14 protein-coding genes are annotated in these 19,624 nt (G+C 68.3%); 7 read left to right on the forward strand and 7 right to left on the reverse strand.

Annotated features, from left to right (window positions below; translation table 11 throughout):
* Positions 1-14: 14 nt before the first annotated feature.
* Positions 15-1,586 (reverse strand): N,N-dimethylformamidase beta subunit family domain-containing protein, encoded by a 1,572-nt coding sequence (locus ACWD6R_RS03880; protein ID WP_451817233.1) that lies wholly within the window; start codon positions 1,584-1,586, stop codon positions 15-17.
* A gap of 200 nt (positions 1,587-1,786) precedes the next feature.
* Here ACWD6R_RS03880 and ACWD6R_RS03885 point away from each other — a divergent pair, with 200 nt between their 5' ends.
* From ACWD6R_RS03885 to ACWD6R_RS03900, 4 genes are all read left to right on the forward strand, one after another.
* A complete protein-coding gene (locus ACWD6R_RS03885; protein WP_451817234.1) occupies positions 1,787-2,242 on the forward strand; it encodes a hypothetical protein in 456 nt (151 codons plus the stop codon).
* A 313-nt stretch (positions 2,243-2,555) separates the two neighbouring features.
* Entirely contained in the window at positions 2,556-2,975 is a 420-nt protein-coding gene (locus ACWD6R_RS03890; RefSeq protein ID WP_451817235.1) for a hypothetical protein, read from the forward strand.
* Positions 2,976-3,321: 346 nt separating this feature from the next.
* The gene (gene ctaD, locus ACWD6R_RS03895) at positions 3,322-5,052 is read left to right on the forward strand and encodes an aa3-type cytochrome oxidase subunit I (protein WP_451817236.1); all 1,731 of its coding nucleotides are present in this window, start codon (positions 3,322-3,324) and stop codon (positions 5,050-5,052) included.
* A gap of 39 nt (positions 5,053-5,091) precedes the next feature.
* On the forward strand, positions 5,092-5,421 hold the full coding sequence (locus ACWD6R_RS03900) for a hypothetical protein (protein WP_451817237.1): 330 nt from the start codon (positions 5,092-5,094) through the stop codon (positions 5,419-5,421).
* Between the two features lie 142 nt (positions 5,422-5,563).
* On the opposite strand, the gene ACWD6R_RS03905 is transcribed toward ACWD6R_RS03900, so the two are convergent.
* Entirely contained in the window at positions 5,564-5,749 is a 186-nt protein-coding gene (locus ACWD6R_RS03905; RefSeq protein WP_451817238.1) for a zinc ribbon domain-containing protein, read from the reverse strand.
* A 124-nt stretch (positions 5,750-5,873) separates the two neighbouring features.
* Positions 5,874-7,286 carry a dihydrolipoyl dehydrogenase gene (gene lpdA, locus ACWD6R_RS03910; protein WP_451817239.1) on the reverse strand — a complete coding sequence of 471 codons (1,413 nt, stop codon included), beginning with the start codon at positions 7,284-7,286 and terminating at the stop codon, positions 5,874-5,876.
* Positions 7,287-8,046: 760 nt separating this feature from the next.
* On the opposite strand from lpdA, the gene ACWD6R_RS03915 reads away from it, so the two are divergent.
* Complete coding sequence (locus ACWD6R_RS03915) at positions 8,047-9,069, forward strand: hypothetical protein (RefSeq protein WP_451817240.1); 1,023 nt, start codon at positions 8,047-8,049, stop codon at positions 9,067-9,069.
* Positions 9,070-9,220: 151 nt separating this feature from the next.
* On the forward strand, positions 9,221-11,929 hold the full coding sequence (locus tag ACWD6R_RS03920) for a M4 family metallopeptidase (protein ID WP_451817241.1): 2,709 nt from the start codon (positions 9,221-9,223) through the stop codon (positions 11,927-11,929).
* 366 nt (positions 11,930-12,295) lie between these two features.
* Here ACWD6R_RS03920 and ACWD6R_RS03925 read toward each other — a convergent pair whose 3' ends face one another.
* The 3 genes from ACWD6R_RS03925 to ACWD6R_RS03935 are packed head-to-tail and all read right to left on the reverse strand — an operon-like array spanning position 12,296 to position 15,123.
* Entirely contained in the window at positions 12,296-13,522 is a 1,227-nt protein-coding gene (locus ACWD6R_RS03925) for a cytochrome P450 (protein ID WP_451817242.1), read from the reverse strand.
* Positions 13,523-13,534: 12 nt separating this feature from the next.
* On the reverse strand, positions 13,535-14,917 hold the full coding sequence (locus ACWD6R_RS03930) for an NAD(P)/FAD-dependent oxidoreductase (RefSeq protein ID WP_451817243.1): 1,383 nt from the start codon (positions 14,915-14,917) through the stop codon (positions 13,535-13,537).
* Positions 14,914-15,123: a ferredoxin gene (locus ACWD6R_RS03935; RefSeq protein WP_451817244.1), complete on the reverse strand. Its 210-nt coding sequence runs from the start codon at positions 15,121-15,123 to the stop codon at positions 14,914-14,916. Before ACWD6R_RS03935 ends, ACWD6R_RS03930 begins: the two co-directional genes overlap by 4 nt.
* Before the next feature lie 475 nt (positions 15,124-15,598).
* Between ACWD6R_RS03935 and tkt the strand changes: the two genes are divergently transcribed.
* A complete protein-coding gene (gene tkt / locus ACWD6R_RS03940) occupies positions 15,599-17,797 on the forward strand; it encodes a transketolase (protein ID WP_451817245.1) in 2,199 nt (732 codons plus the stop codon).
* Between the two features lie 84 nt (positions 17,798-17,881).
* On the opposite strand, the gene ACWD6R_RS03945 is transcribed toward tkt, so the two are convergent.
* Positions 17,882-19,585, reverse strand: a complete 1,704-nt coding sequence (locus ACWD6R_RS03945) for an FAD-dependent oxidoreductase (RefSeq protein ID WP_451817246.1) — start codon at positions 19,583-19,585, stop codon at positions 17,882-17,884.
* Positions 19,586-19,624 lie beyond the last annotated feature (39 nt).

Raw genomic sequence — 19,624 nt, forward strand, 5'->3', positions numbered from 1 at the left:
GACGGCGGAGAAGTTCAGGGTGGCGGCGACGCGTAGAGGGTGCTCGCGTTGTTCCGGGGCTTCGGCCTGTTCCTGCCGCACGGGCCCTCCGCGAACGCTCGGATCAGGTTCTCCGTCGTGCGGGTGACGAACCGCCCGGTGCGTGCGTCCATTCCATGGTTGCGTCCGTTGTCCTGAGTTCCGGCCATGAGGGCCTCGACCCATCGCATCGTCCCGGAAGCGAAGACGCCCGATCCGCTCGGCACGGTGTAGTACGCGGAGTCGGAATGGCTTGGCATGCCCTTGTAAAAAAGAGGGGAGTGCGCAACGACCTCGAGCGGCGCCGGGGTGGGCATCCCCGGCGTGACCCGGTCGTACTCCACCCCGACCAGATGATCGAAGGAGTCTCCGCGCCTGACCCCGGTCCCTTCGAAGAGCCAGTGGTCGTCGGCATGGACCACATACGGAGCGTCGACCGGATAACCCTCGTAAAGGACGCCGGTGAGGGAGGATTCGGGGTCGGCTCCGGGCGGCTGCCGGAAGTCATGTGTCGGCATGGCCGGATGGTCAGTCAGGTACGGGTCTGCCCGGTAGTCCGATTTGTAACAGACCACCGTGCGTGCGTCGCCGGTCGGTCCCCGCTCCAGCCTGATCCGGCGGAAGCAGGCGTTGGCGCCGAGGAAGGCCACATTGGTACCGGAGTCACGCGCCCGGGTCACGTGGTCCCGTTGCCGGGGGCTCCAGTACTCGTCGTGGCCCAGCGAGAGCGCCGCCCTGGCGCCGTGAAGCACGCCGGGTTCGCGGTGGACGTCCACCCCCGTGGTGTAGGCGAGCGGAATTCCCAGCCGCTCCGCGAGAACGACCACCGCCCTCTCGTAGACCATGAACTTCTCGGCGCCGCTGCGGTCATAGGGCCGGTCGAAGCTGACAGCGAGCGACCGTGTCCCGTACGCACCGTCCTCGCCCTGATAGAGGCTGTACCCGCCCCAGGCGTTGTACGCCTGCCAGGTCGACGCCGCGTGCATCAGCACTGTCCTGCCCGCGCCGGACGCCGAACGGACGATCAACGGCACATAGCGCTGGTGGCCGTTGTCTGCTTCCAGTCGGAGCAGGTACGCACCCTCCGGCCAGCCGTCGGTGCGTACGCCGAGCGTGCGCCTCCAGTCGGCCCGCACTGTACGAGTGACCTCCAGCAGCCGGGGCCGGGCCTGTACCGAGCCGGCGATACGGCGCGAACGCCACACCAGGCACGCCTGCTGCCCCCCGTACCAGCCGACCCGGTAAGCCGAGACCCGGAAGCCGGAAGCGGTCGTGGAGACGTACAGACCGAACTCCTCGCCCGGCAGCACGCTGACTCTGTCGGTGTATCCCTGGACGGCCTCGGGCGTTGCCTCCGAACGGATACGCCAGTCGGGGTCTCCCGCGCGGGTCCGCTCACCGTCCCCGGTGGACCGGGTGGAACCGGGCGGGGTGGTCCCGGTGCTGGGCCCCTTCGCAACGGAGGAGCGGCAGCCGGCCGCCATCGCACCAGCCACGGCAACAGCGAGGAAATGCCTGCGCTCCAGACGACCGGGCGCCCCGTCGTCCTGCCTCTCGGCCCGCTCCATGTGATCCGCCAAGTGTTCCCGCCGCGACACCGTCGCAGCCCATCGTCACCCGGCACGCGCTCGCGGACGAGCCGAATCGGGCACACGGGTCAGCGCCCGTGGTGAGCCCCACCATGCGCAGGGCCGCCTCGGTGACCGAGGGGGTGCGGACGGGCGCATCACGACATGTGGTGCCCCCGCGATGCTCCTACGGTGGAGGCATGCGGGTGCTGGTGGTCGAGGACGAGGTCCGCACGGCGACCGGCGCGACACGATGGGAGGTGCGGCATGGCTGCTGGGACGGCAGTTGTCCCCTGATGCACATGTCCTTCCCCGAATGCGCCGCCGACGAGGGCCACTTCTACGCGGACATGGGGTCGACGGCCAGTGTGCCGCTGCGCAGGGTGCCAGATTGCCATTTGGTCAGTCGGGAGGCCCGTCGAAGCCGATCCGCCCATGGGATCGACTTACGACTCAGCGGGAGCTTCCTGGCCGGGGACGGGGTCGGGCTGTACCTGCCGGCCGGTGACTGCATCGATACGGAGAGCCGCTTGCGCCTCGCCGTTCGTGCCTACGTTGACAAGCCAGAGAGGCCGCCAGGTCCCGTTGACCTTCTCGGCCAGCAGGAAGGTTTCAGCAACGCTGTCCATTTGGTCAACTCTTCGGCGCGGTGCTGAGCCTGGGCACGGCCGAGTACCGACTTGGGAAGGGCGGGGTCATCCGCGGGCCTCACCGTGATTGCCATGATACGGCCCGAAGAGGTAACCGTGATGTCCAATCGCATGGGCATGAGAACACCATCGTGATACCGGCGATAGCTGAGCGCATACGGCCCCTTCCCCCCGCCCAGAGGGTCCCAGGTGACCTTACTGTCCTTCACCTCCTCAGGAAACCAACGCGGCAGCGCGAAGGGAAGGCCCGTCGGGCCGGCCGTGCTCAAGCGGCGCGGCCGAGGTGGCTCGGCTGCTAGGCCTCGAGGACGCGGCCGATGTGACGGAAGACCGACGCGCGCGGCCCCTGGCCCATGCAGCGCGCAAGCCACTGCTCGAACGCGCCAGCCTGCCCGAAGAGTTCTTCGCCCCGTTGATGGCCGCTTCTGTATATGACCCGGAGCCCAGCTTCTGCCGCTGGTTCGTCGAGCCGGCGCTCTACGCATTCGGACGCCGCAGGGTCATGGCGGCCCTGCTCGACTACCTGCGGACGGGCACGGACATGGAGCGAGCAGGCGCCATGCGGGCCTGGTACTGCGCCCACTTGCCGCTCCGCGCGGACCGATCCCCGGCCTACGCACCCGGCGGGAGTCGCGATCCCGTACTGGACGAGTCCCACGACGTGGTGGACGGGTGGCGGGAGGCCTCCGGCGACCAGATGCGTGATTGCGCCGCCTCACTGGACCGCGACGAAGCCTGAGACCGCTCCCGTTGCCTCCCGTTGCCTCCCGTTGCCACAGGGCTGTCGCTTACCTCTTGGAAGTTACGGGACAGCCCTTAATCAGTACTCGGCCGGACACACCGACGAACAGCCCGCGGGAGCGGACGGCGCGGGCAGGGACGGCTTTGGCGGGGCATTTCTGAACAGGAAAACAATTCACTTCTGTTCGCTCCGGTCTTGGGCATATGAAAGCGTAATCACCCCGGGTGCAGCCCTGATCTCTACTCCGATCGGCCGAAAGCCCAGCGACTCATTTCGTCAGCCGGGACCCTCTCGCCTACAGTGCCAGTGTGGCCGGTATGCCGTCGGCCGAAGGAGCGTTGAAGTGGCGAACAGGGTCACCGTCGGACCGGCTGATTCCGACGATTCATACGAGGACGAACTGCCGGCAAAGCAAAAGCGGCCGGGCAGCATCGTCGTGAAATGGGCGAGTACCACCGATCACAAGACCATCGGCACGATGTACCTGGTCACATCGTTCGCGTTCTTCGTCATCGGCGGTGTGCTGGCACTCTTCATGCGCGCCGAGCTGGCCCGTCCCGGCACGCAGATCATGTCGAACGAGCAGTTCAACCAGGCGTTCACGATCCACGGCACGATCATGCTGCTGATGTTCGCGACGCCGCTGTTCGCCGGGTTCGCGAACTGGATCATGCCGCTGCAGATCGGCGCGCCCGACGTGGCGTTCCCGCGGCTGAACATGTTCGCGTACTGGCTGTACCTCTTCGGCTCGATCATCGCCGTCAGCGGCTTCCTCACCCCGCAGGGTGCGGCCGACTTCGGCTGGTTCGCTTACTCCCCGCTGACCGATGCAGTCCATTCGCCCGGCATCGGCGGTGACCTGTGGATCATGGGCCTGGCCTTCTCCGGCTTCGGCACGATCCTCGGTTCGGTCAACTTCATCACCACGATCATCTGCATGCGCGCACCCGGCATGACGATGTTCCGGATGCCGATCTTCGTGTGGAACGTCCTGCTGACCGCCGTGCTGGTCCTGCTGGCCTTCCCGGTGCTTGCCGCCGCGCTCTTCGCGCTGGAGGCGGACCGCAAGTTCGGTGCGCATGTGTTCGACGCGGCCAATGGCGGCGCGCTGCTCTGGCAACACCTCTTCTGGTTCTTCGGCCATCCAGAGGTGTACATCATCGCGTTGCCGTTCTTCGGGATCGCTTCCGAAATCATTCCCGTCTTCAGCCGCAAACCGATTTTCGGTTATGTCGGTCTGATCTCCGCGACGATCGCCATCGCGGGCCTGTCGGTGACCGTGTGGGCGCACCACATGTACGTCACCGGCGGTGTGCTGTTGCCGTTCTTTTCCTTCATGACGTTCCTGATCGCCGTGCCGACCGGGGTGAAGTTCTTCAACTGGATCGGCACGCTGTGGGGCGGTTCGCTGTCCTTCGAGACTCCGATGCTCTGGTCCATCGGTTTTCTGGTGACCTTCCTCTTCGGTGGTCTGACCGGCGTCATCCTGGCGTCGCCGCCGTTGGACTTCCACGTCTCGGACTCGTACTTCGTCGTCGCGCACTTCCACTACGTGGTGTTCGGTACCGTGGTCTTCGCGATGTTCGCCGGATTCCACTTCTGGTGGCCGAAGTTCACCGGCAAGATGCTCGACGAGCGGCTCGGCAAGATGTCGTTCTGGACGCTGTTCGTGGGCTTCCACGGCACGTTCCTGGTGCAGCACTGGCTCGGTGCCGAGGGCATGCCGCGTCGTTACGCGGACTACCTCGCCGCCGACGGCTTCACCGCGCTGAACACGATCTCGACGGTCTCCTCGTTCCTGCTCGGCCTCTCGCTGCTGCCGTTCTTCTACAACGTGTGGAAGACCGCCAAGTACGGGAAACCGGTTGAGGTCGACGATCCGTGGGGTTACGGCCGTTCGCTGGAGTGGGCGACGTCATGCCCGCCGCCGCGGCACAACTTCCTCACGCTGCCACGGATCCGCTCCGAGTCCCCGGCATTCGACCTCCATCACCCGGAGATCAGCACCATCGAGGAGATCGACAGACGTCCGGCCGCCTCGGCGACAGCGTCGCCGAGGGACGAACAGGAGTGAGGACATGTGCCGGAGGACAGCGTGTTCGTAGGGGCTGATATGGAGGACGACGGCCCGCTCGCTCGGCTCAACGACTACCTCCTGTCGAGTGCGGAGGACGAGGAGGCGCGCCGCCGGGCCGTCCGCTTCGCTGAGCGGTTGCCCTGGCTGACGGCTGCTCAGCGGGCCGACATCGAACGTGTCTTCGCTGCCGACTGGGCTGCCGCTTCGCGGGCGATCGACGCCCGGGTCTCCGCTCGGTCGGCAGAACTCGTCATCGAGTACGCCACCCGCTACCGATTTCTCAGAACGCGCTGTCTGTTGGCCGTCACAGCCGGCATCGGCGTGGTGACCGGCGTCCTCGGCGTTGCCCTGCTCGTCGCCCGCTGACGTCCGTCCTCCCCTCGCATCAGCGGAGAAAGGCCGAACCCGCTGACAGGTCCCCGGGTCAGGCGCATCCACGTTCAGTGATCCCGGTGCCGAGCCCGACCGGAGCTGTGACTCCTCCACCCCCTGAGGGGGTGGCTTCTCGCTATGCCGGTTGGGCTTCGCGACGGGCCAGCCCGGCCCGTAGAACGTTCAGGGCGCCCACTGTGTCGGCGTGCGCGGTGTGGCCGCACACGGTGCAGTGGAACTTCTCCTGGGTGGGCCGGTTCTCCTTGGCGGTGTGGCCGCATGTGGGGCACCGCCGGGAGGTGTTGCGGGGGTCCACGGCCATCACTTCCTGGTCCGGCGCTTTCAGCCTTGGCGGGCGAGGTGCCGTCCGGGGCGGTTTCATGGCCTGCCCCGGCCCCCGGGGACGGAGCCGACGGAGTCCGGGGGCAACGTGGGGCGCTGCCTTCTCACATGTTGATCATGTGCCCGGCGAGTCCGTGCACGGCCTCCTTGACCGCCTCGCCGAGCGTCGGGTGGGCGTGGACGTTGCGAGCGACTTCGTGGACCGTCAGGTCCCACTGCTGGGCCAGGGTGAGCTCCGGCAGCAGTTCGGTGACATCCGGGCCGATGAGGTGGGCGCCGATGATCTCGCCGTACTTCGCGTCGCTGATCAGCTTCACGAAGCCGGTCGTGTCGCCCAGGCCGTGCGCCTTGCCGTTCGCGGTGAAGGGGAACTTGGCCACCTTGACGTCGAAGCCCTTCTCGCGCGCCTGCGCCTCGGTCCAGCCGAAGCTCGCGATCTGCGGCTGGCAGTAGGTGGCGCGCGGGATCATCGGGTAGTCGAGCTCCATGGTCTCGGCTCCCGCGATGGTCTCGGCCGCGACCACGCCCATCGCCTCGGCGGCGTGCGCGAGCATCAGCTTCGCGGTGACGTCGCCGATCGCGTAGATGTGCGGAACGGATGTGCGGCAGCGGCCGTCGACATCGATCGCGCCGCGCTCGGTGATGCGGACGCCCGTGCTCTCCAGACCGTAGTCGGTGACGTTCGGTGTGAAGCCGATCGCCTGTAGAACCTTGTCCGCCTCCAGGACCTGCTGTGCGCCGTTCCTGCCGGTGACCGTGACGCGGACCTGCGGGCCGGACTCGTCGATCGAATCGACGCGGGTGGAGGTGAGCACACCAATGCCCAACTTCCGGTACTGCCGAGCCAGTTCGGCAGAGACGTCCGTGTCCTCGAGCGGCGCCATCCGGTCCAGGAACTCAACGACGGTGACCTCGACGCCGTAGTTGTGCAGGACATACGCGAATTCGACGCCGATGGCGCCGGCGCCCGCGATCAGAATGGACTGCGGCAGGTCCTCGGCAAGGATCTGCTCTTCGTACGTCACCACGCGTGAGGTGCGGCGGGTCCCCGGCAGCAGCTTCGGAGTCGCTCCGGCGGCGATGATGCAGTGGTCGAAGCTGACCGTCCGGGTCGAGCCGTCGAAGAGGGCCACGTCGAGCGTGTGCGAGTCCACAAACGTGCCACGGCCGCTGATCTCCGTGATCCCGTTCTTCTTCATCAGGTAGTGGACACCCTTGACCCGGCCGTCCGCGACACGGCGACTGCGCCGGAACGCCTCGCCGTAGTCGAAGGACACCTGCCCTTCGACCTTGATGCCGAAGGTCTTGGCCTCACGTGTGACGATGTGCGCCAGTTCGGCGTTGCGCAGCAAGGCCTTGGTGGGGATGCAACCGACGTTCAGACAGACGCCGCCCCAGTATTTGGCCTCGACGACGGCGACGCGCTTGCCCAGCTGGGCGGCGCGAATGGCGGCGACATATCCGCCTGGGCCTGCTCCGAGTACGACGACGTCGAAGCGCTCACCCTGCTCATCCATGGAAATTTCCTTTCTGATGGGGATCGGCCCGGCCTCCCTTGAGAGCCGGCTCATCCTGGTCGAACAGCCTGTGCACCCAGCTCGGCGGCTGCGGTTTCCGACACCCGTCCGCGGCAGGAATATCACCCGGAAGGCAATGCGGGCGATCGCGTGGCCGGTCACCTCGTCGATCGCCTTTCCGTCTCCAGCAGCATGCTCCATCAGCCACCAGGGCGCGCTCCAGCCCGCACGCCGCTATCGCGAGCTGACCTCTTTGGCCCTTCCCTCGGTCGGCTTCCGAAGCTTCCACGGCACGGTCACGGTTGTCCGTATCCCGCTTCGGCTCGGTGCTGACCCACGGCTGATCGTGACGAGTCCGCCGCCGCGCACGATGGCCCCTGTCGGCGCCATCGCCCTGGCTCGGCAGGTTCTGCGTACACCGACACGGCCGACCCGCGGCATGTGGTGCTGTCCTGCACCACCGCCCGCAGCCGACCGCCCCGAATGGCCTCGTATCACGCACGGAGTCAGCCGGATAATGTGATATCACCGGGCGACGACGGCAGTACGACAAAGGGGCGAGGACAGTGGCCGAGGGTGGGGCAGTGACCGGGGCACTCCGGTGTCGCGGCGTGTGTCCGTTGCGGGCGTCCGGTGTTTCCCGGCGCCACTGCGTCGAAGGACAGCACTGAGCGCCGACGGCCCTCGCCCGTCGGGCGGCGCCCCCGTCGCGCCGGATGCGGCAGAGGCCTCTCTGCTCACGTTCCTCGGCCTGGAGCCGTTGGAGGACGCCGTGTACCGGCTCCTCGTCGACCGGCCCGACAGTGAACCCGCCGCGCTCGCGGGCGAGTCGACCGGGCGTGTCGAGGAGGTCGCGCGCGCCCTCGACGTCCTGGTGGAACGCGGTCTCGCCAGCGCCCAACCCGTCGGCGACGCCGTCGTCCGCTACCGGGCCTCCTCCCCCGTGCTCGCTCTCGGCCCCCTGCTGGAATCCCGGCGGGCGGCCTTGCACCGCGTCGAGTCGCTCGTGACAACCCTTGCCGAACGTCACCGTTCCGCCCAGGCCCATGCCTCGGGAGCGCCCATCGAGGTGCTGTCGGGGGCGGCTGCGATCCGGCGCAGACTCCTGCTGATGCAGAATCAGGCCACCATCGAGGTATGCAGCATGATTCCGCTGCACGATTACCACGCGGTGATCACCTTCGAGGACAACCACGACGAGATCGAGAACGTGCTGATGCGGCGCGGGATCGCCCTCCGGGGGGTCATCGAGCGCGACTGGCTCGAACGTCCCAAAACAGCGGCGACCATGGCCACCTATGCAGCCCAGGGCCAGTACATCTCCGTCGTCGACAAGCTGCCCATCAAACTGATCATCGTCGACCGGCAGATCGCCCTGCTGCCGCTCGCCCCCGGTCGCGAAGGCATCGACCCGGTCGCGCTGGTCGTGCACGGTACCGGACTGCTCACCGCGCTCAGTTCGCTCTTCGAAGCGCATTTCGAGAGGGGCCGGCGCCTGCTTCCCTCCGACACGAATCCCAGGGCCGGGCACGCCGACGGAGCCGAACTCGGCGCCGTGGACCGCCAGATCGTCTCCCTGTTGTACGTGGGACTGACCGACGCGGCCATCGCCCGTCAGCTCGGCATGGGGCACCGTACCGTCCAGCGCCGCCTGCAGTCCCTCATGGTCGAGGTGGGGGCAGCCACACGTTTCCAGCTCGGCTGGCATGCGGCGTGCAGCGGCTGGCTGGACGAGGCGGACTCGCAAATCCCTCCGAACCGGATTGAAAACAACGCTATTTGAGGCGTATTTACGCCGCGGCGTGTTCACGCCAGGGACATCTCTTGTACGCGCCACCGACCGTGCCCAAACATCTAGGCACCGACCGCGTGGGGCTCCCGCACCTCACGCAGCTGGGCGAGTTCACCCATCAGTGCGATAGAGGAGGGTTCACGTGTTTCCGACACGACAAAGACGGCTTCGCCGTGTCCTGGCCGCCGCAGTGGTCGTCGCGGCCACCGGCTCGACACTGCTGACGTCACCGGCCTGGGCCGACGAGGAAGCGCCGCCGGCCACCACCGTGGCCGGCGACCGGGTGCCCGTCGCGCCCGCCATGACTCAGCGTCTCGACGACACGGTCCGTGAGGGCACTCCGGCCCAGGCCGCGCGGGCGCACCTGAAGGCCCACGAGGACACCTACAAGGTTCCGGTCACGGACCTCAAGACCGTGAGCACCAGCAAGGACGGCAAGCAGTCGTCCGTCCGCTTCCAGCAGAAGCACAACGGGGTGCCGGTCTTCGGCGCCGAATACGCCGTGCAGACCGAGGCGGCCGACGGCGGCCAGAGCGTCACCTCCGCCACGGGCACCCTGTACACGGACCTGTCGGTCTCCACCACGCCGAGCGTTTCCGAGGCCGCCGCCGAGAAGCGGATGTTCGCCCTCGACCGGAAGCTGTCGCGGGTCGAGGGCGCGAAGACCGAGGGCCACGGCCTGATCGTCCTGCCGGACGCCCGAGGCGGCAAGCTGGCCTGGCACTTCACCGTCACCGGCGCCGAGGCCGACGGCAGCCCGGTGCGCCAGGAGGTGTACGTCGACGCGAACATCGGCGGCATCGCCCTCTCGTACAACAACATCGACGCCGCGGACGCCGCACCGGCCAAGGGCACGGGCGTGCGCGTGGACGGCTCCGAGGCGGAGCTGGACATCAACAAGGAGACGGGCGGGTCGTACACGCTCGTCGACTCCACCCGGAACATGCACGCGCGGACCGGCGGCCAGATACGCACCTACGACGCCCAGCGCAAGAGCTACTCGCTCGTGGCGGGCGGCCCGGTCACCGAGGACGTTCCCCTGGCGACCTCCGCGAGCGACCGGTTCGACGGCACCAACACCTCATCCGGCGCGGTCGACGCACATGTGAACGCGGCGAAGGTCTACGAATACCTCAAGGACAAGCTCGGCCGTGACGGCGTCGACGGCAAGGGCGGCACGATCTACTCCGTCGTCAACGTCGCGAACAACGGCAAGGACTACGCCAACGCCTTCTGGGACGGCTCCAAGATGGTCTACGGCCACATGGCCGGCGTGCCGCTGTCCGTGGGCCTGGACGTGGTCGGTCACGAGATGACCCACGGCGTCACCGAGCACTCCGCCGGGCTCGTCTACCTGAACCAGTCGGGCGCCCTGAACGAGGCGATCTCCGACTACTTCGGCAACGCCATGGAGACCGCCGACAAGGGCGTCGCGATGAGCGACCCGACGTCCGGCCTCGTCGGCGAGTACCTCTGCAACGGCACCAAGCCGCTGGAGAAGTGCGCGCTGCGCGACCTCAACGACGGCCGCAACGCACAGACCGACTACGAGCCCATCACGCTCGACATCGACAACGGCGGTGTGCACTCCAACTCCACCATCGTCGGTGGGGCGCTGTGGGACATGCGCAAGAACATCGACGCCGGCCTCGCCGACCGGATCACCTACCGAGCAGCCCAGAACTACCTCACCCCGCTGTCCGGCTTCACCGGCATGCGCAACGCGGTCACCCTGGCCGCAAAGTCCCTGAAGGTCTCGGCGGCCGACCTCGACGCCATCGGCCGGGCCTTCGACGACCACGGTATCGAGCAGGGCTGGGAGCAGAAGTCCGGCACCCACGACGGCACCACCATCGGCGCCGACGTCCTGCCCGCCTACGAGGTGTACAGCGGCATCGACGAGCAGGCCGCCCAGATCAACGGCGATGTCTACGCCATCGGCCACGGTGACGCGATCGCCTGGGGCCAGGGCGGCGCCGCCTTCGGCATCACGGTCGGACGATTCGGCAAGAAGCCCCAGCACGAGCTGGCGCAGTCGGACGCCTACCTCATGGACCCGTCCCTCGACGACGAGCGTGTCGTCTTCACCCGGATCTCCGCCGCCGGCGTCGGCATCTACCAGGCCGGCGACAAGGGCCAGGGCGCGATCAAGAAGCTGGTCGACACCCCGGACGCCGACGAGACCGAACCGGTCACGGAGAACGGCGCCCTCGCCTACATCAGCACCACTGCCGACGGCGAGCAGGACGTCATGCTCCTGAAGGCCGACGGCACCACGGTCAACGTGACGCCCGATGCCGGCACCAAGGCCTCGCGCCTCGCCATGAAGAACGGCACCATCGCCTGGGCCGGCGGCGACGGGACGTACCTGTACGTCTACGACATCGCCACGGGAACGACCCAGAACAAGCGGATCCCCGCCTTCCTGTTCAATAGCATCTCGGACATCCAGCTCACCTCAAACCGCGTCTTCTACCGCACCAGCGGCGGGTTCCTGATCCCGAGCACCACCATCGGATCGACGCCGGCCGCCGACGTGACCCAGATGAAGAACCTGACCTACCCGAAGAGTCTGTACGTCGCCCAGTTCTCGGTCAGCGACGAGTACTTCGCCTACTCGACGTACGACATCTGGGGCGCTCTCGGCGCCTGGAACGGCCCGACCAAGGTGAAGGTCTCCACGACGGCGGACGTGCTGGCCGGGCTGAACAACTTCAGCCTCGCCTCCTGCTCCTCCGGTTCGCAGCTGGCCCCGTCGCTCGGTGACGGACAGCGCATCGTCTGGCTGGACACCACGGCCGCTGCGACGGACGTGGTGACGCGCGAGACGTTCGCGGGCACCTGCCAGTAGCATCCGCCACAGGTCTGAGGCGGTCATCGGATCTTCCGGTGACCGCCTCTTCGCGTACGGACCTCGGCCCGCAGCCCCGCTCTGCACATCACCGGCCCCTGCCGGACGTCACGGGGTGAGCTGGTTCCGGGCAGCACGAGGCCGAACTCGGCCGCCCTGGCCGTGGAGGAGGATCGTGCGGGCGAGGCGGCAGCAGGCGCAGTCGTCCGTCCGGTCAGACAGCGGGAGGCCGCCGGAACACCTCGGCGTTGCGCGCGCACCAGTCCGCGGCGTGCGTCCGGGCAGCCGCTCCACGGCGTCGGTCCGGAACCCGACGCACCGATCGGGCAGTCCCCCATCGGTGGCCGGTCGGGCGCGACCGGCAGCCTACGCTCCTGCGGCGCGCTCGATCAGGAGATGGCGGGGACCTCGCAGCACGGGGCTGCGCCGGTACGGAGGCGGGTCCTCGACCAGACGGGGGTCGTCGAGGCGGCGGAGGAGCGCGTCGAGCGCGATCTGCGCCTCGATACGGGCGAGCGGGGCGCCGAAGCAGTTGTGGATGCCGCTGCCGAAGCCGAAGTGCTGATTGTCCTCGCGCATCGGGTCGAACCGGTCGGGGTCATGGAATCGCAGGGGGTCCCGGTTGCCGGAAGCCAGCACGAGGATCAGGGGTGCGCCCTTGGGGACGGTGATGCCCGCGACGTCGATATCGGTGAGCGGTGAGCGCTGTGGCAGAAAGTGGACGGGGGGCTCGTAGCGCAGCAGTTCCTCCACCGCCCTCGGCATGAGTTCGGGCGCGGCGCGCAGCTGCTCGAGGATGTCGGGGTGACGCAGCAGGGTGAGCATCCCGTTGGTGATCAGGTTGACGGTCGTCTCGTGACCGGCGATGAGCAGCAGGACCGCTGTGGCCATCAGTTCCGGATGTGTGAGGCGCCCTTCGGGGCCTTCGTCATTGGTCAGGGCGGAGAGCAGGTCCCCGGACGGGTGGCCGCGCCGCTCTTCGGCGAGTCCGCCCAGATAGTGCGCCATCGCCATCCGTGCCTCCTGGGCCGACCGCCGACGCTGCTCCGGGTCCTCCCCGGGCGTGGGGTCGAAACCGGCGATGATCGCGTTCGTCCAGGCGCGGACACGGGGCACATCCTCCTGGGGCACGCCCAGGAGCCGACAGATCACGGTGACGGGGAGCGGGTAGGCGAAATCGTCGACGAGGTCGATCCGGTCCTTGTCCTGGAACGAGCGGATCAGCTCCTCGGCGATCCGGGTGATGTCGCCGTGCAGGGCGTCGACCCGTCCCGGGGAGTGCGGCGGACCGAAGGGGCGCATGGCGAGGCGGCGGAGCCGGTCGTGTTCGGGGTCGTCGACACCGATGAAGGCCGGCGGCAGTTCGTCCGACCTGGCCAGAGCCGCGTCCGGGTCCGGGTCCTTGCGGTTACGGAGGTCCGAGCTGATCCGTGGGTCATGAAGCAGAGCGGCGATCTCATGGTAGGTGCCCACCAGGTAGCTGCCGTTGTCCTGTCGTACCACCCCGCTCTCGCGCAGTTCCGCGTAGAGCGGATACGGGTCGGCGCGGTTCGCGTAATCGGTGATGCGCTCAAAGAGAGTGTCCGGGGGCATGCGTGGGGCTCCTCATCGACGGTGGGTGGCGGTCGGGGACGGTTCGTTCCGCACCAGAGTCAGGTGCCTGTCCGGCAGATGACCGGTGAGAGCCACGGTCGGGCCGTGCGAGAGCAGCTGTGGGGACGGCACGTCGGAGGGGACGGGACCGGCCGAACCGGGCCGGTCGGCGGCACCGGGCGCGGGGGGAAACGGTGCCGCCGTCTCGATGAGGTACTGGTAGTGCTCCAGCCACTTGGCGCGGTTCACACTGACCGCCGCGGTGATGCGCCCCCGGTAGCCGTAGACGGCGACGAAGCGACCCTCGCGCAACGAGCCCTGGGCGATGACCACTTGGTCGGAGAAGGTCGGTACACCCACGGACTTGATGTTCAGGCCGAACTGGCTGGACCAGAAGGCGGGCACGGTCAGGTGCGGGCGCCTGCGTGGCCCCGGGCTGATCATGTTGTGGGCCGCCACCTCGGCCTGCGCAACCGCATTGCCCCAGTGTTCGAGGGAGAGCATCTGGTACTCGAAGAGCGGGTGCGGGAAGCGTGCCACGTCTCCGGCGACGAAGACATCGTCGGTGACGATCCCGTACATGTCGAAGGCTCGGCACCCCGCGTCGCACGCGACGCCTCGGGGGCCCGCGGCCAGGCCTGATCCGTCAAGCCATTCGGTGTTGCGGAGGGCGCCCAGAGCGACCACGGCGACATCGGCGTCGATCCGGCCGCCGTCGGAGAATTCGGCGCCGGTGAGCCGGCCCTTGCTGCCCTTCAGCGCGGTGACGGTCACGCCGCAGCGCAGGTCGACTCCGTGCGCGCGTTGCAGCTTCCCGGCATAGGTTCCGAGTGTCCCGCCGAGCGCGCCGACGAGGGGCGAGGGTCCGCGTTCGGCGACCGTTACGTCGAGACCGCGCTCCCGGCAGGCGGAGGCGATCTCCGAGCCGATGAATCCGGCGCCGATCACCAGCACCCGGCGCGGTCCGGCGTCGAGGCGTTCGGCGAGGCGGGCCGCATCGTCGTTCGTACGCAGGGTGAGTACGCCGTCCAGGCGGGCTTCGTCGGCGTTCGGCCAGGGTCGGGCCCGGGTTCCGGTGGCGATCAGCAGCCGGTCGTAGGCGAGTTGTTCACCGTCGGCGAGGATCACCCGCTTCTCGATCGGGTCGACCCCAACGGCCCGTACACCGAGCTTCCACCGGGCGTCCACCGCACGACGGCTCGGCAGCGCGACGTCCTGCGCGCGCACCCGCCCGAGCAGCACCTGCTTGGACAGTGGTGGTCTGTCGTACGGGGGGTGCGACTCCTCCCCGACCAGGGTCAGCGATCCCGCGAAGCCTTCCTCGCGCAGCGTCTCGGCGGCGCGCAGACCGGCCAGCGACGCGCCGACGACGACGATCCGGCCCTCGCCGATCATGAGGCGCCGAGGCCTGCCGGCTCGCCGACCAGGATGGCCTGTACCGGACAGGCCGCCGCCGCGCGTCGGACGCGCTCATGCTGATCGTCGGGCACGCTCGGCCTGAACATCAGGGCCTCCTCGCCATGCAGTTCGAACACCTGGGGAGCGAGAAACACGCACTGCGCGTAACCCTGGCACCGATTGAGGTCGACAACGATCTGCATTCCGGTCCACTCCTCCGTGCCACCGTTATCCCTGTCCTATTACCTGCCGGCGTGTGACGCCAACGGTGCTGGGCCGTGCGGGTTCGCACCGGCCGACCGATCAGGAAAGGCAGTGGCTGCAGCAGACCGTGCGCCAGGGAAGCACCGGTGCGATGCGCAACGGCGCACGATGACACTGTCGGCCCGCACACCGCCCGTCGGGCCGGCGCTGCGGTGTCCGAGGGAGTCATCGGCCCAGCCCATCGGTTCGCCGGCCTTCCGCCGCGAGACGTCCGTCAACGGCATGTCGCGGCATTCAGCCACGGCGACGCCTGTTGATAATGACGCGTCACGGCAGAGCGGCGATGGGAGCCCGATGCGGGGCCGACGACTGCGCATCGGACTGCTGGTGCCCCTGCTCGGAACAGTGAGCGCATGCGGCCGTACCGGCGAGCTCACCGAGGACGCTTCAGCCCGTGTCCAGAAAGGCAGTGCCATGGATGAGCGACAGGCAGCCACCGGAATGATTGCGGGTCGTGATACGAAGCTCGCACTTCCGGTCGCGGACACGGTGGGCTGGGGTCCGCTGGATGTACGAGCGGTGGACACCGTACGCGTTCTGGCCGCTGACGCGGTCCAGAAGGTGGGAAACGGTCATCCGGGAACCGCGATGAGCCTGGCCCCGCTGGCCTATCTGCTGTTCCAGCAGGTCATGCGCCACGACCCTGCCGATGACCAATGGCTGGGACGCGATCGATTCGTGCTCTCCTGCGGGCACTCAAGTCTCACTCTGTACATCCAGCTGTACCTCAGCGGGTACGGACTGGAGCTGCAGGATCTCGAGCAGCTCCGTACCTGGGGCTCCGCAACGCCGGGGCATCCGGAATACCGCCACACCCGGGGTGTGGAGGTCACCACGGGTCCGCTGGGCCAGGGGCTGGCCGCCGCGGTGGGGATGGCGCTGGCGGCACGGCGTGAGCGCGGGCTGCTGGATCCCGACGCCCCGCCGGGTGAGAGCCCATTCGACCATCACGTGTACGTCGTCGCCTCGGACGGCGACCTCATGGAAGGAGTCACATCGGAGGCGAGTTCGCTCGCCGGGCACCAGGAACTGGGCAATCTGGTCGTCTTCTACGACTCCAACCACATCTCGATCGAGGACGACACCGAGATCTCGTTCAGCGAGGATGTCGCCGCGCGCTACTCCGCGTACGGATGGCAGGTGCAGACAGTCGACTTCACGCTCACGGGCTCCTATGTCGAGGACGTCGACGCCCTCTCGGCGGCGATCACGGCCGCCAAGCAGGACGCTTCGCGGCCGTCCATGATCGTGCTGCGTACGGTCATCGGCTGGCCCGCCCCCACGAAGCAGAACACCGGAAAGGCCCATGGCGCAGCGCTCGGTGACGAAGAAGTCGCCGCCACCAAGGCCTTGCTGGGCTTCGACCCGGGTCGGAGCTTCGTCGTGGAGGATGAAGTCCTGGCCCACGTCAGGAAGGTGCGGGAGCGGGGCGCTGCTGCACGTCGCCAGTGGGAGGGTGTGTATGAGAGGTGGCGCGCTGCCCATCCTGACCGGGCCGCGCTGCTTGACCGGTTGCGCGACCGGCGTCTGCCCGACGGCTGGGCCGACAAGCTGCCGGCTTTCCCCGCCGACCCTGTCGGAATGGCCACCCGCAAGGCATCCGGCGAGGTACTGACGGCGCTGGCGCCCGTCTTGCCCGAACTGTGGGGCGGGTCCGCCGATCTTGCGGGGAGCAATAACACCACGATGAAGGGGGAACCCTCCTTCATCCCGGTCGCCAAGCAGACGGCCGAGTGGAAGGGCAATCCCTATGGGCGGACGTTGCATTTCGGCATCCGTGAGCACGCCATGGCCGCAATCCTCAACGGCATCGCGTTGCAGAGTCTGACACGTCCCTACGGCGGCACATTCCTCGTCTTCAGCGACTACATGCGTCCGGCTGTCCGTCTGGCAGCGCTCATGCGGCTCCCGGCCACCTACGTCTGGACGCATGACTCCATCGGGTTGGGCGAGGACGGGCCCACCCATCAGCCCGTCGAGCACCTGGCCGCGCTACGGGCGATTCCTGGCCTCGACGTCGTACGGCCGGCCGATGCGAACGAGACCACCGTCTGCTGGCGCACCATCATCGAGCATCAGGACAGGCCCGCCGGTCTCGTGCTCACCCGGCAGCCGCTGCCCGTCCTGGAACGGGGCACCGGCACCCATGCCCCGGCCGAGGAGGCGGCCCGCGGCGCGTACGTCCTCGTGGACCGTGCCGACGGGCAGCCCGACGTCGTCCTTGTCGCGACCGGCTCGGAAGTGCACATCGCTCTGCAGGCGCGTGACCTGCTGGCTGCCGAAGGGTACGAGGCACGCGTGGTGTCCATGCCATGCCGGGAGTGGTTCCACGCTCAGCCCTCTGCCTATCAGAACGCGGTACTGCCGCCCGCTGTGCGCGCCCGCGTGAGCGTCGAGGCAGCCGTCGGTCAGGGCTGGCGCGACATCGTGGGCGACGCGGGCCACATCGTCAGTCTGGAGCACTTCGGCGCCTCCGCCGATTATCAGCGCCTCTACCAGGAATTCGACATCACGCCGCAGGCTGTGGTTGCTGCAGCCCTCAGCAGCATCCGTGCGGCCTCCGGCACGGTGAAGCCGGGTGGAGAGCGGCCCGCCCAGGCCTCCTGGACGTAGGACCTCCTGGACGCCGTGACCGCGGACTCTCCCGGCTGACGACCACCTGCCGGAAGGCATGTCGGAAGAACGTCACCAAGTCATTCACCCTCGGGTCGTCGTGGCCTTCGTCGCGTGTCGACGTATGCCCGGAGAGCCCACCCCCCGGAGGTGCTCGTGCACCAGGCGGACCGCCATCGCGCCCTCGCCCACCGCGGAGGCAACCCGCTTGACCGAGCCGCTGCGGACGTCGCCGACAGCGAAGAGTCCCGGGAGACCGGTCTCCAGGGCGAGTGGGGCACGGGCGAGGTGGCGCCAGAGGTTCGCGGGGACGTCGACCACGTCCTGGCCCGTGCGGATGAAGCCGTGCGGGTCCAGGTCGACGGCCGTGTCGAGCCAGGATGTGGCGGGGCGCGCGCCGATGAAGACGAACAGGGCGCGCGCTGCCAGCACCTGCCGTTCGCCGGTTCTGCTGTCCTGGACGAGAACGGACTCGACCCGGTCGCTGCCGGTGACTTCCCGGACCTCGGTGTGCATCAGCACATCGATCCGGGGGTGCCGTTCTATCCGGTCGATCAGGTAGCGGGACATGCTGTGGGTGAGGTCGCCGCCACGTACGAGCAGATGCACCGCGGGCGACTGACGTGCCAGGAACAGCGCGGCCTGGCCGGCGGGGTTGCCGCCGCCTACGACGGCCACGGGGTCCATACGGCAGTTTCTCGCCTCCCAGAGGGTGGCGGCGTAGTGGACCCCGGCTCCTTCGAGCCGTTCGACGCCGGGCGCGGGCAGACGCCGGTACCGGGCGCCGGTGGCCACCACGACGGTGTGGGCGGAGATCGTGGCACCGTCGGTGAGCGTCACGACGTGGGACCCGTCCCGCTGTTCCAGGACTGCGGCTTCGGCGGGGACGGTGATCCGGGCGCCGAACCGGTCGGCCTGGACGGCGGCGCGTTCGGCGAGTTCGGTGCCGGAGATCCCGGCGGGGAATCCGAGGTAGTTCTCGATCCGGGAGGAGGTTCCGGCCTGACCGCCGGTGGCCACGGCTTCCAGGACGACCGTGGCCAGTCCTTCGGAGGCCCCGTACACGGCCGCGGCCAGACCCGCGGGTCCCGCGCCGACCACCAGCAGATCGCAGACGGCTTCTGTGGGGGTGTCGGAGCGCAGGCCTGTCACCCGTACCAGCTCGGCGTCGGTGGGGTTGCGCAGCACCCGGTCGTCGTGCCAGACCACCACGGGGGTCTCTTCGGGTGTCACTCCCACACGGCGCAGCAGCAACTCGGCCTCGGTGTCCTTCTCCAGATCGATCCAGCGATGCGGGAGCCGGTTACGGGCGGCGAACTCGAGCAGCCTCCGGGTGTCCGGGGAGAACGCGGAGCCGATGATCCTGAAACCGGTGGCCATCCCGGCCGGCAGTGTCCGACGCAGAAGGCAGGCGCGCAGGATGAGGTCGCCGAGCGCGGGTTCGCGGATGAGCAGGTCGCGCAGTTCGGCCGAACCGACCGCCAGGACCTCACCGGGGGCACGGACCACGGCGGTGAGGAAGGCGGCCTGCCCCTCCAGCAGGCCGAGCTCGCCGAGGAAACTCCCGGGGCCATGGAGCTGGTAGGTCCTCTCCCGACCGCCATGGCCTTCTACCACGGCCACCGTGCCGCTGAGGACGACGAAGAACTCCTGACTGGGTCTGCCCGCCTGATAGAGCAGTTCACCTTCGACGGTCGGCCACCGCTGTCCACAGGCGCTGAGCACCTCGATCTGGTCATCCGTCAATTGTGGGTACGCGTCGTACGGCGTGGGCGTTTCAGCGGTCACAGTGCACTTCCCTTGGGGCGGACCTGAGGGCGGGAGAGC

The sequence above is a fragment of the Streptomyces sp. NPDC005151 genome, assembly GCF_053599875.1.

Coding starts and splice junctions, on each gene's coding strand:
- ACWD6R_RS03880 (WP_451817233.1), bottom strand. CDS start 1,586: ATGGAGCGGGCCGAGAGGCAGGACGACGGGGCGCCCGGTCGTCTGGAG.
- ACWD6R_RS03885 (WP_451817234.1), top strand. CDS start 1,787: ATGCGGGTGCTGGTGGTCGAGGACGAGGTCCGCACGGCGACCGGCGCG.
- ACWD6R_RS03900 (WP_451817237.1), top strand. CDS start 5,092: ATGGAGGACGACGGCCCGCTCGCTCGGCTCAACGACTACCTCCTGTCG.
- ACWD6R_RS03905 (WP_451817238.1), bottom strand. CDS start 5,749: ATGGCCGTGGACCCCCGCAACACCTCCCGGCGGTGCCCCACATGCGGC.
- lpdA (WP_451817239.1), bottom strand. CDS start 7,286: ATGGATGAGCAGGGTGAGCGCTTCGACGTCGTCGTACTCGGAGCAGGC.
- ACWD6R_RS03925 (WP_451817242.1), bottom strand. CDS start 13,522: ATGCCCCCGGACACTCTCTTTGAGCGCATCACCGATTACGCGAACCGC.
- ACWD6R_RS03930 (WP_451817243.1), bottom strand. CDS start 14,917: ATGATCGGCGAGGGCCGGATCGTCGTCGTCGGCGCGTCGCTGGCCGGT.
- ACWD6R_RS03935 (WP_451817244.1), bottom strand. CDS start 15,123: ATGCAGATCGTTGTCGACCTCAATCGGTGCCAGGGTTACGCGCAGTGC.
- tkt (WP_451817245.1), top strand. CDS start 15,599: ATGGATGAGCGACAGGCAGCCACCGGAATGATTGCGGGTCGTGATACG.